This window comes from Glutamicibacter sp. NPDC087344, from assembly GCF_044744225.1.
Classification (GTDB): domain Bacteria; phylum Actinomycetota; class Actinomycetes; order Actinomycetales; family Micrococcaceae; genus Glutamicibacter.
Window position 1 is genome coordinate 474,596 of sequence record NZ_JBIUXY010000001.1, and the last position, 13,856, is coordinate 488,451.

At 62.6% G+C, this 13,856-nt stretch carries 13 protein-coding genes; 3 read left to right on the forward strand and 10 right to left on the reverse strand.

Annotation, left to right across the window (positions count from 1 at the left end):
* Positions 1-43 precede the first annotated feature (43 nt).
* From ACIOWL_RS02085 to ACIOWL_RS02105, 5 genes are all read right to left on the reverse strand, one after another.
* A complete protein-coding gene (locus ACIOWL_RS02085; protein ID WP_400381072.1) occupies positions 44-1,609 on the reverse strand; it encodes a transporter in 1,566 nt (521 codons plus the stop codon).
* The gene (locus ACIOWL_RS02090) at positions 1,585-2,349 is read right to left on the reverse strand and encodes an ABC transporter ATP-binding protein (protein WP_400381075.1); all 765 of its coding nucleotides are present in this window, start codon (positions 2,347-2,349) and stop codon (positions 1,585-1,587) included. The genes ACIOWL_RS02085 and ACIOWL_RS02090 overlap by 25 nt, the downstream gene beginning before the upstream one ends.
* A gap of 154 nt (positions 2,350-2,503) precedes the next feature.
* A complete protein-coding gene (locus ACIOWL_RS02095) occupies positions 2,504-3,040 on the reverse strand; it encodes a hypothetical protein (protein ID WP_400381077.1) in 537 nt (178 codons plus the stop codon).
* A 580-nt stretch (positions 3,041-3,620) separates the two neighbouring features.
* Positions 3,621-4,532, reverse strand: a complete 912-nt coding sequence (locus ACIOWL_RS02100; protein ID WP_400381080.1) for a co-chaperone YbbN — start codon at positions 4,530-4,532, stop codon at positions 3,621-3,623.
* Positions 4,533-4,534: 2 nt separating this feature from the next.
* Positions 4,535-6,322, reverse strand: coding sequence for a hypothetical protein (locus ACIOWL_RS02105; protein ID WP_400381083.1), 1,788 nt, complete (start codon positions 6,320-6,322; stop codon positions 4,535-4,537).
* A gap of 162 nt (positions 6,323-6,484) precedes the next feature.
* On the opposite strand from ACIOWL_RS02105, the gene ACIOWL_RS02110 reads away from it, so the two are divergent.
* Positions 6,485-7,921 carry an AI-2E family transporter gene (locus ACIOWL_RS02110; RefSeq protein WP_400381085.1) on the forward strand — a complete coding sequence of 479 codons (1,437 nt, stop codon included), beginning with the start codon at positions 6,485-6,487 and terminating at the stop codon, positions 7,919-7,921.
* A 60-nt stretch (positions 7,922-7,981) separates the two neighbouring features.
* Here the strand turns inward: ACIOWL_RS02110 and ACIOWL_RS02115 are convergent, their stop codons facing one another.
* A complete protein-coding gene (locus ACIOWL_RS02115) occupies positions 7,982-8,362 on the reverse strand; it encodes an ATP/GTP-binding protein (protein WP_400381088.1) in 381 nt (126 codons plus the stop codon).
* Between the two features lie 60 nt (positions 8,363-8,422).
* Between ACIOWL_RS02115 and nucS the strand changes: the two genes are divergently transcribed.
* Both nucS and nagA read left to right on the forward strand, forming a co-directional pair.
* Entirely contained in the window at positions 8,423-9,118 is a 696-nt protein-coding gene (nucS, locus tag ACIOWL_RS02120; RefSeq protein WP_400381090.1) for an endonuclease NucS, read from the forward strand.
* A gap of 282 nt (positions 9,119-9,400) precedes the next feature.
* On the forward strand, positions 9,401-10,609 hold the full coding sequence (nagA, locus tag ACIOWL_RS02125) for an N-acetylglucosamine-6-phosphate deacetylase (RefSeq protein ID WP_400381092.1): 1,209 nt from the start codon (positions 9,401-9,403) through the stop codon (positions 10,607-10,609).
* 141 nt (positions 10,610-10,750) lie between these two features.
* Here the strand turns inward: nagA and ACIOWL_RS02130 are convergent, their stop codons facing one another.
* From ACIOWL_RS02130 to ACIOWL_RS02145, 4 genes are read right to left on the reverse strand one after another with little or no spacing between them, the layout of a single operon-like run.
* Entirely contained in the window at positions 10,751-11,179 is a 429-nt protein-coding gene (locus ACIOWL_RS02130) for a DUF2550 domain-containing protein (protein WP_400381094.1), read from the reverse strand.
* 8 nt (positions 11,180-11,187) lie between these two features.
* Entirely contained in the window at positions 11,188-11,457 is a 270-nt protein-coding gene (locus ACIOWL_RS02135) for a F0F1 ATP synthase subunit epsilon (protein WP_400381096.1), read from the reverse strand.
* Between the two features lie 2 nt (positions 11,458-11,459).
* Entirely contained in the window at positions 11,460-12,908 is a 1,449-nt protein-coding gene (gene atpD, locus ACIOWL_RS02140) for a F0F1 ATP synthase subunit beta (RefSeq protein WP_047118751.1), read from the reverse strand.
* A gap of 37 nt (positions 12,909-12,945) precedes the next feature.
* On the reverse strand, positions 12,946-13,839 hold the full coding sequence (locus ACIOWL_RS02145; RefSeq protein WP_400381100.1) for a F0F1 ATP synthase subunit gamma: 894 nt from the start codon (positions 13,837-13,839) through the stop codon (positions 12,946-12,948).
* Positions 13,840-13,856 lie beyond the last annotated feature (17 nt).

The following is a 13,856-nucleotide window of genomic DNA, read 5'->3' on the forward strand; positions in this document are numbered from 1 at the left end:
GGACAACGAGTATTCGTTGTGCAGCCCCTACCCTTTGGCGCGGTCAGCGATTGATCATGACCGCTTGCATAAGCTCTGGTTGGCGGCGTTCGTACCATTTGCCGCCCAGGACAATCCCGCCGATCAGCAAGCCTGATCCAAGGAGCAATCCCACTCCCAACGCGATGAATCCGGCGCCCTGGGACTGTTGCGCCCAGGCGATGACATATGGAATCACCACCGGAATCAGCAGCACGGCCATAACACCCATGGTGCCCAACTGCGTCAGCGCGATCCGCAACCCGTTGCCCGGAGGGGTTTTCATGGGGTTGTCCCCCGGCAGCGGCACCGCATAGGTGTAGCGGGCCGAAGCCACCGAAGCGACACCCAAAGCGATCATGAACGCGGCCAACGACAGCCCCAAATCGCCCGGCAGTCTCCACAGCTGATCGGATAACACCGGTGGCAGGACCGCGGCCAACAGCAACGGAAGAATACCGATGCTGAAACACGCTGCCACACGCCCGGCACGATCAGCCCGTCCCGACACCCCGGTCAGCACATGCAGCGCAAACGCGGTGTTGTCGTAGGAGATATCCGCGGAGATCGAAAAGCCGAGCAAGATCCCGATCAACGGGCCCAGCAGGAACATCATCGTGTAGTCGCCAGATTGGCGCCCGACGAACCAGAAAATCAGCGGCAGCATCGGCACCATCAATACCCCAATGGCGTACCGCGGGTCCTTGAGCCAGTAAACCAACGCCCTGGCAGTCACTGCACCGGTAGGAGTCGCGGGGACGACCTTAAAAACTCCCAATCCGCGGGCGGTTGCCGCGCGTTGCTGTGGTGGCGGTGCCACGGTAGCGGCCCCGGTGGCCCGCACCAGCAAAAGGTAAAGCCCCGCAAGGTACACCACGCCCAATACCGCACACAGCGCCAACTGCGCGTAGTTTCCCGCCGCCCACGCGCCGGGCAGGGCCGCGAACGCACCCAACGGGGTGTAGACGAGCACCGCGGAAATCGGGTTGATCCAGTCGGTGATGCTTTCCGCGGCCGCGAAGACGGAGGACAGCAGCGGACCAACCGAAACCAAAAGCAGGAACAACAGGGCGAAGGTCAGTTCGCGGAACCGCCGTTTGGCCCGCAACGCGGTCGCCATGATCGTCAGGTACTGGCACACCAACACCGCCATCACCGCCGTGGCAACCGCCGCAATCAGCGCAAGAATGAGCGCTGCCGGATCCGTCCGCCACATCATGGAGGCGCCCAGCAATCCCAGGAACGTCAGCAGCGCCGGCACAGAAATGAAACCGGCGAGCACCAACGCGGGAGCCAGGACCTTGGTCGGAATCCCGAAGTGCACAAAACGCGCCGGTTCCAACGTCAAATCCACACCGGTCAGGAGCGGCGGGATGATCGCCCAGCCCAGCACCACGGCCGAGCCGATGATGACGGTCAGTTGCCCGGGAAACGGATTCTGCTCCGCCGAGAACCAGCTGATGCCGGTGAGCAGCACGATCATCCCCAGGGCGTACAGTCCGCCGATGATCACGCCGACCAGTTGAGCGGTTGAACGTTTGAACCCGTTGCCCAGCAGCCGAAGTTTTAGTTTGAGGATGTGCGCAACCATGACAACCCCTCATTAGTACCTCGTCCGCCAACCAAATCCACGAAGCGTTCCTCCAAGGACTTCCCTTCACGCACCGCATCGACGGTCCCCTGGGCCTTGAGCACACCCTCGGCAATGACCGCCACATGGGTACACATACGCTGAACCAGGTCCATCACGTGCGAAGAGACGATCACCGTGCCGCCAAGCTGCACATAGCCGTTCAGGATGTCGCGGATGTTGGCCGCGGAGACCGGATCAACCGCCTCGAACGGTTCGTCCAACACCAACAGGTTCGGCGAATGGATCATCGCGGTGGCCAGCGAGATCTTTTTGGTCATACCTGCGGAGTAGTCCACCACCAGCTTGTCGCCGTCCTGCACCAGGTCCATGACCCGCAACAAATCTTCGGTACGCCCGGCCACCTCGTCACGGTCCATACCGCGCAGCAATCCGGAATAAGTCACCAGCTGCCTGCCGGTGAGCCGGTCGAATTGGCGGACGCCATCGGCTAGCACACCCAAGGTAGCCTTGGCCGCATGCGGTTCTTGCCATATGTCGATCCCATTGACCAGCGCGGACCCGGCATCGGGGCGCAACAAGCCGGTGGCCATGGAAAGCATCGTGGTTTTGCCGGCGCCGTTGGGCCCGACCAGCCCGTAAAAGGAGCCGGCAGGAACCTGCAGGCTGACGTTGTTCACGGCAACCTTGGAACCAAACTGCTTGGCTAGGGAGCGGATATCTAATGCGATCGGATTCATGACTCGAGCCTAGCAACGCCCCAAGTCATCGGGCATCATCCTTTTGAATTAACCCTGCAAGCTGGCAGTCCTTGTGACTGATCCGCGGGTCCACGCCAGCCCGAACAGGCACGGCGCATCAGGTACTAGGTTTAAAGCTGGGCAACTCATGCGCTCACGGCGTTGGGCATGAATCCACACTCTGCCACCGTGCGAGGGTTTCCAGTGGGAACACTCGCACCGCACCGGCTGAGTCAGCGACAATCAGCAACGAATCGGTCAGTTCCGCCTCACCGCAGAACTGTTCGGTACCGACGGTATCGACCAGCACCAATTCCGTTCGCGGAGGCGCAAACCAGGTCGTCAACAACGCAATAAGAAATGCAGCGATTGACAATGCAGTCAGCCATCTCGCCATACGCAGTTGCCTTACGGCCTTGGCCGCAGCCAGATGACCGTCATTGTCCCGCCACCGAGCGGTAGAAATCAGCCGGGGTGCACCCCCGGCGGCGTGCAAGGCAAGGTAGAGGCCGGCGAATGCGGTGCCAAGAGCCACAAGTAGCAAAGGTGCAACAATAACCGGCCAAGGATGGGCCAACTCGGCCAAGGTGCTGCGCAGCCCTACACCGCTGGCGATAAAAACACCGCCGAGCAGTCCAGAGAGTCCGGCATGCCATTTTGCCGCGCTGCTTCGAACCGTTTCCAACGCCACGCTGCGAGCTTGAAGCGTCTTCTTGGCATAATCCAATTCCTCGGGGCTGGCGCCAGATCCCGATCCAGGATGTCGAGCCCCGTTCACGTCACTACCCGTGATTTCCAGTAAGCGCCGCAACCGGACAATTCGCCGGGCAGCCTCCCTGCGTGCGTATTGGCCTTGCAACGGCACATCACCACGGGGTCGCTAGGTTCTTGGTCAAGCGCGATAACCAGCTGAAGCGGCCAGAAGTATTCGAATTCGTGGGTGCACGCCGGGCACGTACCCCAAAAGCGAATCTGGGTCGCCTCAATTTCATAAAATATCGATCTCGTGGCTTCGCGGCCGAATTCGTCACTGCTGTCCTGCGACCATGGCCGATCTGGATTACCTGCCATTGTTTCCCGCCTCACTGCCCGAAGTTGTACACCAATTCAACACCATCGCTAAGTGCGGGGCATAGGGAAGATTCGCAGTGATCCGCAGTGGCACCAGCACTCAGCTGAGGCCAAATCGCTGGAGTCCAGATACAGCACTGCGCTGCCCGAATCCTATGGCGAATCTCGAACAGCGCAGTGGCCGATGGCGGAAACAACTCCTAAAAAAGCACTCGCGCCAGCTTCTGCCGGGAGGCGGCGACCCGTGGATCGTTGGTGCCGATCACCGCGTAAAGCTCGATCAACCGGCGACGAACCCGCTCGCGGTCTTCGTCAGCCAGACGCGCAACCAAGGAAACCAGGCGAGAGAACGCATCCTCCACATGTCCGCCGACGATGTCCAGATCAGCGACGTTCAGCTGGGCGTTGAGGTCATCCGGGTTCGATGCCGCCTGCTCGCGGGCCTGATTCAAATCCAGGTTCTGCGTGCGCGAGAGCAGACGCACCTGATACAGGCCCACCTGCGCTTCGTGGTCGTTCGGCTTCTCATTCAGGGCCTGCATGTAGGCGGCTTCCGCCGCGGCGTAGTCGCCCTGTTCGATCGCGTCGATCGCCTTCTGGTGCAATGGAGGAAGAGCCGGCTCCTGCGCGGTCCCGGCGAACGGCGGCACGGTGCCGCCCAGACCCTGCTGCGCGGCAAGGGTTTCCAGCTGGCCGAACACCTGCTCGATCTGTTCCTCGCCCGCAGGCCCCTGGAACAGCGGCACCGGCTGGCCGTTGATCAGGGCCACCACCAGCGGGATCTGCTGGGCCTGGAATGCCTGGGCGATCTGCGGGCGCGCTTCGGCGTCCACCAGGCCAAGCACAAACTTACCGCCGCGCGCATCAACAAGTTTGCGCAGCGAGGCGTCCAGCTCGGTTGAGGCCGCTACCCGGGGCGAGCCCAGGGAGACGATCGCCGGAACCCGCTGTGAGAGGGCGACAAACTGCTGGAAGGCGGCCTCGTCCAGCTCCATCGTCCAACTCGCGCCGGCTAGCGGCGTGTCGGTATCGGTGGGCTGCAAACGGTGCGACGACAACGCGCTGAGGTCTACGGCGCCACGGGAGGACGGGATCGTTGGTTCTTCGCTCACGGTTACTTCACTTCCTTCACGTTCAGCAGCACTACCTCGGCCGCAATCAGCTGAATCTTATCCTCTGAGCCCTCGGCAGGCAGGTAGAACATCACCGGTTCGGCGTAGTTGATTTCAACATCGCCGGTCGAGCTGGACTTGCCCAGCAGCTTTTTGGTCAGTTCGTCGGTGCCTTCCAGCGGGTCCGCGTCCTCTGTGCGCTCGAAGACCGCACGCTGGTTCAGCTTCCCGGTCACGATCGCTCCGCCGTCCGGGGTGGAGAGCACACGGGTATCCCCTGCGGTCACAGTCCGCGAGTACTTGACCTTCGCCTCGTTGGCATTTTCCGACTCGGACTTCTGCCCCGCGTGGATCGCCTTGATGAATTCGGACTCTGCGAACTGGTCCGCGTTTTTGGACTTCTCGTTGGTCAGCACGTCCGCCAGCGACTTCAGCGCCGCCTCGGGGGTCTGCTGCAGCCCCTCGGCGTCCGGTTCCAGCTGCTTGATCGACGGGTCTCCGACCGCGATCCCGGGGAAGCTCGCTCCGGGAAGCATCTGCTCGGCGAAAATCACCTGGTAGTTATCACGCGCGGTGGCCTGCACCAGGGTCAGCGCCTGCGGCAGGGTCGCGGCGTCCGAGTCCTTCGCGGTCACCACGGTGATCACCCGCGGGAAGCTTGCATCCGACGTGTTGGGCACGGCGGCCGAGCGGATCACGGAGGTGTTCAGGGCCAGCGGCTTCGCGACCTTGATGTCATCATTCAGGATGTCGTAGCGGCTGGAGCGGATGTATTTGAAGGCGCCGGCAGCCCGGGATTCAAGCAGTTTTGGATCACGTTTTTCATCGGCTGCACCGACCTGCTTTTGCACATCGGCCAAGATCCGGGTGAGCTGCTCCTCGGTGACGACCGGGAAGGCGTTTGGCTCGGAATCGGTTGCCGCCGATTCTTCGGCTGTTTCACTGGCCTGATCGGTAGCGGTCGCGGTGGAGCTTTCGGTCGCGCTCGGCGAAGTGGTGTCGCTCGCGCTCGGCGAAGCGGTGTCGCTGGCGCTCGGCGAAGCGCTCTGCGTGGTGTTTGAGATCGGCGAGGACGACGCATCGTCAGACGGTGCCATCGGCAACGCAACCCCGGAAACCGCCAACGCGAGCACCGCAACCCCAGCCACCGAGTTCTGGGTGGTGGTTTTGGTTTTGGCCGGCGCGGCGGTACCTGGCTTGCCGGTGCGCATCACCAACAGAGCCAGCCCGAAGACCAGCAAGAGGGCACCAACGATGATCAGCGGGAGGGCAAATGGCATGGCTTCATCGTTCGCGTAGGTGACGGAGATGTCAACCGGGGCGGCGTCCTTGCCTCCGGCGGCCAGCAGCAGGGACCAATCTCCGGTATCCGGGGCGGTCCAGCGGTAGGTCATGGTTCCGTCAGCGGTCTGCGAGTCGAAAAAGATGTCAGAGGTCTGCGGATCCGGCGCGCTGGCATCCCCCTCGACGAAGGTCGCCTGCATCTGGTGGTTGACGGTATCGATTCCGGTCACCTGGGCATGAGCGGTCTTGCCGACCCACGCCTGAACGTCATAGCTGCGACCGAGGGAAGCGGTGAATTCGCCCTCGCCGGTGATCACCAGCTCCACCGGGGCGAGATCCGCGGAGTTCACGCTGGATTCGATCAGCGTCAGCGGAGCCTGGGAATCAAACTGCGGCATGCTGGCTGTCACGGTTTCGGGCGGAGCCCAAAAGGTCTTCTGTCCGATGCCTACTACCAGGGCCGCCGCCCCGAGCAACATCGCAATCACGGAGATTACTTTTCGCACGATTTCACCTATTCACCTACGTCTCACAGCTGTACTATCCCCAGTCTAACGAGTTGTACCGCCGCATGGTTCCTCACAGCACCTGTGAACTGGCTCAATTACCCAAGTCCGCGGTGTCTTTGGGCACACCGGAATTGCCCTGGGCGCGGTATGCTCAGTGCCATGCAGTCAGATCAGCCGCACGAGCCCTCCGAACCAGCCGAGCGCACCGGGCCGATCTCCTCCTCACCGGGGGAATCGGGCGGACGACGTTCTCCGTCCCCGGCCGATCCGCTGCACCCTCACACGCGGCGCCAGAATCATGAGCAGGCGTCCTTCCCGACCCCGCAACAGGCGCACCCGCATGCACCAGGTTCGCCCGAGCCCGGTGGCGCCGGGCCCCATCCCAGCTACCGCGAGCAGCACGCGCCGCACCCAGCCGAAGACGACGAGGCGCCCGGCAAACCGCGAGCATCCTTGCGCCGACGATTCTCCCGGCGACTGGCCTCCATGCTCAACACCCCGCGGCGCAGCGATGCGCTTGGCGAGGAGCCGCACGACGATCAGGACGCCCCGGATCCGATCGCCGCCTTGCACCCGATTTCCATGGGGTTCTTGGGCACCATCGGGGTAGGCCTGGCCCTGGGCGGCTACTACGTCCTGACCAACGTCGGCTCACTGATCACGTGGATCTCGATCGCGCTGTTCATCGCCCTGGGATTGGACCCGGTGGTGCGCTGGATGGTTTCCAAGGGCCTGAGCCGCCCCTTGGCTGTCACCGCCACAATGTTTGGCATCCTGGCACTGTTTGGCGGGTTCATGGCGCTGATCATCCCGACGCTGGTCACCCAGATCACCTCCTTTATCACCGATGCTCCAACCATCATCAACAACTTCCTGAACAGCGAATGGCTAGTGCAGATCGACCGGCAGTATGCCCTGACGCAGCGCCTGGACGAAGAGGTGAATCGGTTTTTCGGAGATTCCGGAGCGATCACCAATGTTTTCGGCGGAGTGCTGGGCGTCTCGCAAACCGTCGCCCAGTCGATGTTCGGCATCTTGATCGTATTGGTGCTGGCCATCTACTTTTTGGCCTCGCTGCCCACCATCATGTCCTTCGGCCTGCGCCTGGCCCCGCGGTCCAAACGCGAACGAGTCGGCGAGCTCGCGGTGCGCATTACCCGCTCCGTGGGCAACTACGTGATGGGGCAGGCCACCGTGGCCTTCTTGAACTCGCTGGTCGCGCTGATCCTGATGTCCATCCTCGGGGTGCCATTCGCGGCCCTGCTCACCTTGGCCGTAGCGATCCTCGCGTTCATCCCGTTGGTCGGAGGCGTCATCGCCGGAATCTTGGTGACCCTGGTGACACTCTCCCTGGGCTGGCAGACCGCGTTGATCTACGCCCTGTGCTACTTCGGTTACCTGCAGCTGGAGGCCTACTTCGTGTCGCCGCGCATCATGCGCCGGGCGGTGGCGGTCCCCGGAGCCGTCGCGGTGATCTCTGTGATCGCCGGTGGAACGCTGGCCGGGATCACCGGGGCGCTGATGGCCATTCCGGTAGCCGCCAGTGCGATGATTTTGCTGCGCGAGGTATTCATCGCCCGCCAGGATCGGCTGTAGCACCACACGCCGTCGCCGGCCGGCAGAATCAGCTGCCAGGTGTGTTGCCCTTCGGCGCGGTCAGTACTTGTACGAACGGGTCTCCCAGCACCGCGGGTGCCAGTGCCGCCGGGCCGTCGCCGCAGCGTCGTCGCCAGACCAGTGATCCGCCCGCCACGCCACCAGGTGGGCCACCCCCACGGTGATCTGCCGGTGGCACCCCGGGCAGGTGTAGGTCTTCTGGGCATTCAGCGCCGAAATCTTGCGCACATGCCATTGCCCGTCCGGCGCGTCCTGCAGCATCACCACCCCGTACCGCGCCCGCTGCATCCACTCATCCTCGCGGTTTCCCGCGCCGTACTCATCATCCGAATCCTGGCTATACCGCGATCCCCCACCTGATGGGCCCCTGGAGTTTCCTCGGGGATTGGAGCTGCGGCGGGGGCGGTTAGAGCGTGGCATGTCTTTAATCATGCCGTATTGCGCGGGCGCCGAGCTCATATCCCTAGTAGAGTGTGTCAGGTGCGTTTAGTGGTTGCGAAGTGTTCTGTAGATTACGAAGGCCGGTTGCGGGCCCACCTCCCGTTGGCGACCCGCCTGATTATGGTTAAGGCCGACGGCTCGGTGCTGATCCATTCCGATGGCGGCAGCTACAAGCCCCTGAACTGGATGAACCCGCCGCTGACGCTGCGCGAGGTCGCCCCCGATGAGGACGCCGCGGCCCTGGGCGCGGTGAACACCTGGAGTGTTGCCAGCGCCAAAACCGATGACCGGCTGACCATCCACTTCCACTCGATCGAACACGATTCGGCCCATGAGCTGGGCAACGATCCGGGCCTGATCAAGGACGGCGTGGAGGCCGATCTGCAGCGCCTGCTGGCCGAACAGATCGATCTGCTCGGGCCCGGGCACAAGCTCATTCGCCGCGAGTACATGACCGCCATCGGCCCGGTGGACATCCTGGCCCGCGACGGGCACGGAGCGAGTGTTGCGGTGGAACTCAAACGCCGCGGAGACATCGACGGTGTGGAACAGCTCACCCGCTACCTCGAGCTGCTCAATCGCGATCCGCTGCTCAAACCCGTGTCCGGGGTGTTTGCCGCGCAGCAGATCAAACCGCAGGCCCGCACCCTGGCCGAGGACCGCGGTATCCGCTGCCTCACCCTAGATTACGACGCCATGCGCGGAGTGGACGACTCCGAAGGCCGGCTTTTTTAGCCCCTTGATCCTCCGGGTGGGCTTGCACCGAACGCTCCAGATTTCATCCAGGGCGAACAGGCAAGTTCATCAGGCTTAACAATCGCGCCGTTGGAACAGCCTGAGTGCCGTGGCGGTGCCACCAGAGAGTGCAGCGCTGCACCGGCACGAGAGTTTTGCGAAAAGGCCGCCCAGGGCCGGTTCCGGCCTCAGGACTCCGGGCCCGCCGCGCCCAGACATCGCGGGGGCCGAACTTCTGGCAATTTCCGTAATTTCCGGGTGAAACACGCCTAAGCTAGGAGCATGACTGCTTCGCGCTTAGTAATGTTCGCCACCCTGGTCTCCGACGGTATGAAGGTCACCGACGGCGCATTGGCCATCGAAGATGACCGCATCGCCTTCGCCGGCAACCGCGACGACTTCCTGCTGCGGGAGGATGCCGAGCAATTTCCCGAACACCCGGTCCCCGAGGGTGCGGTATTGATCCCCGGCCTGATCGACCTGCACTGCCATGGGGCGCTCGGTGCGGATTTCGCCGCTCCGGAGCATCAGGCCGTGACCGCGGCCCTGGAATTCTTGCATAAGGCCGGAACAACCACCCTATTGGCTTCCCTGGTCACCGCCGAACGCGGTGCCATGATTCAGGCCACGGAGATCCTTGCAGAATTCGCCGAGGCAGGACAGATCGCCGGAATCCACGCCGAAGGACCGTTCCTGTCCGCGGCGCGTTGCGGCGCCCAGGACCCGCGCTACCTGGGCAACCCCGACCCGGAGTTCGTCGACGAGCTTTTCGCCGCGTCCCGGGGGCAGCTGCGCACCATGACCTACGCGCCGGAGCTTGAGGGAACCGACGAGCTCATCAGCCAGCTGGTCTCCTACGGCATTGTGCCGTCCTTGGGCCATACCGATGCCTCCGCGCAAGTCACCGCAGATTCGTTGCTGTTCGCCCGCGAGCAGCTGCGCAGCGCCGGGGTGGACGGTTTTACCGAGAAACCAACCGTCACCCACCTCTTTAACGGCATGCCGCCGCTGCATCACCGCGAACCGGGCCCGGTGGGGGCTTGCCTGGAAACCGCGCAGCGTTCGGACGCCTACGTTGAGCTGATTGCCGACGGGGTGCACCTGTCCCCCGACACCGTGCGCCTGATGTTTAACCTGGTGCGTGCACGCAACATCCTGCTGGTCAGCGATTCGATGGCCGCCACCGGGTTGGCCGATGGAAGCTACACGCTGGGTCCGCAGGAGGTGATCGTCGCCGACGGGCAAGCCCGCCTGGCCAAGGACGGATCGCTGGCCGGCGGAACGGCCACCCTGCTGCAAATTCTCCAGGCCACGGTGTCCACCGGGATTCCCCTGGTCCAGGCAGTCTACGCGGCCACGGTCAATCCGGCCTCCCAGATCGGCCTGGCCGACGAGGTCGGCTCCCTGCACTATGGTTTCGCCGCCGACGTGCTGGTGCTTGATGAGCACTTGCAGCTGGTGCAGACCTTCCGCAAGGGAGAACTGCTCTAACCCGCAAGCCGAGCAGCCCCAAGCCTGCCGCGCTGGAACGTTCCGGCGCGGCGGGCTGCCGCCGTCTTAACGAGAAAAACTCCCGCCCCGGCGCTGCCGTTCCGCGAGGGAACAGCCGCGCCGAGGCGGGAGCAAAAGTATTTAGATCTGCCAGGAACCGGCGATCGGTCCTGCTTCGATCCAGGAGGAGAAACCGGTGTAATCCCGGTAGTCCATCGCCAGCAGCAGGGGCTCACCGTTGCGGGTGAGCTGCACGATCACAAAACCCGGAGGGATCCGTTGGGCCTCGTGCTCGTCCGCCCGTCGCCACCCCGTGACGTCCAGTCCGCGGCGTTCAACCACAAAACTGGGGATCGGGGAGACAGAGAAAAACCGCAACAGGTCTACATGTCCGCCGCCGTAGCGGCCGATCACCATCATCCATTTGCCCGCAGGGGTGAGGATGGAGGCGTCGAAGGTGCCTAGCGTACGCCGCAACTGAATGCGGCGTACCGCCATGGCACCAAAAAACAGCACGATGCCGGCTAGAACCAGCAGCGCTATGAGAACTGGTGCGGTAATCTCAATCAATTCATCGCCTACGCTGCGTCGTGAAGCACAGCGTTGTCGGCAACGATCACAACACGATCCGAGTCAACCGAGAAGAAGCCTCCATCGATCTGGACCGTGAAGCGGGACGCGGAAACCGGATCGATTTCCAGATCCCCAGCGGCAAGCACCGACAGCATCGGAACGTGACCGGGCAGAACTCCGATCTCGCCGTCTACCGAACGAGCCTTGACCAGCTTCGCCGGGCCCGACCACACAAAGTGGTCGGCCGCGACGATTTCGACCTGAAGTTCGGCCATGGTTACTTGCTGGCCTTCTGGATCTCAGCCCACTGGCGCTCTACGTCGTCCAAACCACCGACGTTGAAGAACGCCTGCTCTGCGATGTGGTCCAAGTCGCCATCGCAAATGGCGGTGAAGCCCTCGATGGTGTCCTTGATGGAAACGGTCGAACCCTCGACACCGGTGAACTGCTTTGCGGTGTAGGTGTTCTGCGACAGGAACTGCTGGATACGACGTGCACGTGCCACGACGACCTTGTCCTCTTCGCCCAGTTCGTCGATACCCAGGATCGCGATGATGTCCTGCAGTTCCTTGTTCTTCTGCAAGATGGCCTTCACGCGGATGGCCGTATCATAGTGAGCCTGACCGATGTACTGCGGATCCAGGATTCGCGAGGTCGAGGTCAGCGGGTCGATTGCCGGGTACAGACCACGCGAGGCGATTTCACGCGACAGTTCGGTGGTTGCATCCAGGTGGGCGAAGGTCGCTGCCGGTGCCGGGTCGGTGTAGTCATCGGCCGGGACGTAAACTGCCTGCATCGAGGTGATCGAGCGGCCCTTCGTCGAGGTGATGCGTTCCTGCAGCAGACCCATTTCATCGGCCAAGTTCGGCTGGTAACCCACGGCGGAAGGCATGCGGCCCAGCAGGGTCGAAACCTCGGAACCGGCCTGGGTGAAGCGGAAGATGTTGTCGATGAACAGCAGCACGTCCTGGTTCTGCACATCGCGGAAGTATTCCGCCATGGTCAGAGCGGACAGTGCCACGCGCAGACGGGTTCCTGGTGGCTCATCCATCTGGCCGAACACCAAGGCGGTGTCCTTCAGAACGTTTGCCTCGTCCATTTCGACCCAGAGGTCGTTACCCTCACGGGTGCGCTCGCCCACACCGGCGAATACCGAGGTACCACCGAAGTTGCGTGCCACACGGGTGATCATTTCCTGGATCAGCACGGTTTTACCCACGCCTGCACCACCGAACAGACCGATCTTGCCACCCTTGATGTACGGGGTGAGAAGGTCGATCGACTTGATGCCGGTTTCCAGCATCTCGGTCGAGCCCTCAAGATCCGAGAACTTCGGTGCCTGGCGGTGGATTGGCCAGCGCTCGGTGACCTGGATCTCCGAGTTGTCAACGTCCAGGGCATCGCCCAGCACGTTGAAGATGTGGCCCTTGACGCCGTCGCCAACTGGGACGGAAATCGAAGCGCCGGTGTCCTTCACAGCGGCACCGCGGACCAGGCCATCGGTGGCCTGCAGCGATACGGCGCGAACCAGACCGTCACCGAGGTGCTGGCTGGTTTCGAAGGTGATGGTCTTGGTTACACCATTGAGGGTCAGCTCAGCGGTGAGTGCGTTGTAGATTGCAGGCAGTGCATCGGCAGGGAACTCGACGTCCACGACCGGGCCAATCACGCGGGCAATACGACCGGTGGCCCCTGCGGTAACCTGCTCGTTGAGTTGGGCAGTCATCTTTCTCACTTCTTGTCTGGTCGGAGCGATTGGGAAATTAGTCGTTCAGCGCGTCGGCGCCGGCAACAATTTCCGAAAGCTCCTGGGTGATTTCAGCCTGACGGGCGTTGTTACGCAGTCGCGTGTATTTCTTGATCAACTCGCCGGCGTTGTCGCCCGCGGCCTTCATGGCGCGCTGACGGGCAGCGAGCTCGGAGGCTGCGGCCTGCAGCTGGGCGTTGAACAGACGCGAATCGATGTAACGCGGCAGCAGTGCATCCAGCACTTCCTCCGGCGATGGCTCGAATTCGTACAGTGGCAACAACTCGTCGGTAGGAGTCTCGGTTTCACCCTCGACAACCTCCAACGGCAACAGACGGATAACCGTCGGTTCCTGCGTGACCATCGACTTGAACTGGGTGTATACAACGTGGATCTCATCCACGCCGCCCTGCTCGTAATCGTTAGCGAAGTCCTCAAGGAGGATTTCGCGCAGCTCGCGTGCGGTTTCAAATTGCGGGGAATCGGTATTCCCGGTCCACACTCGGGCGTACTCGCGCGAACGGAAATCGAAGTAAGCCTGGGCCTTGCGCCCGACCAAGTAGGTCTTGACTTCCTTGCCTTCCTCACGCAGGAGTTCCACGAGGTGCTCTGCCTGCTTCAGAACGCTGGCGGAGTAGGACCCGGCGAGTCCACGGTCCGAGGTCATCACCAGCACTGCCGCGCGACGGACATTGTCCGACTCGGTGGTCAGCGGGTGCTCAACATCGGCCTGGGACGCGACGGCGGTAACTGCACGGGTGATCGCATTGGCGTACGGCAGCGAAGCCGCAACACGGCTACGTGCCTTGCCGATGCGGGATGCAGCGATCAGTTCCATCGCCTTGAAGATCTTGCGCATCGACGAGGTCGAGGCAATCTTCTGGCGGTAGACCCGAATCTGGGCTCCCATGTGTGTCCTTTCCTTAT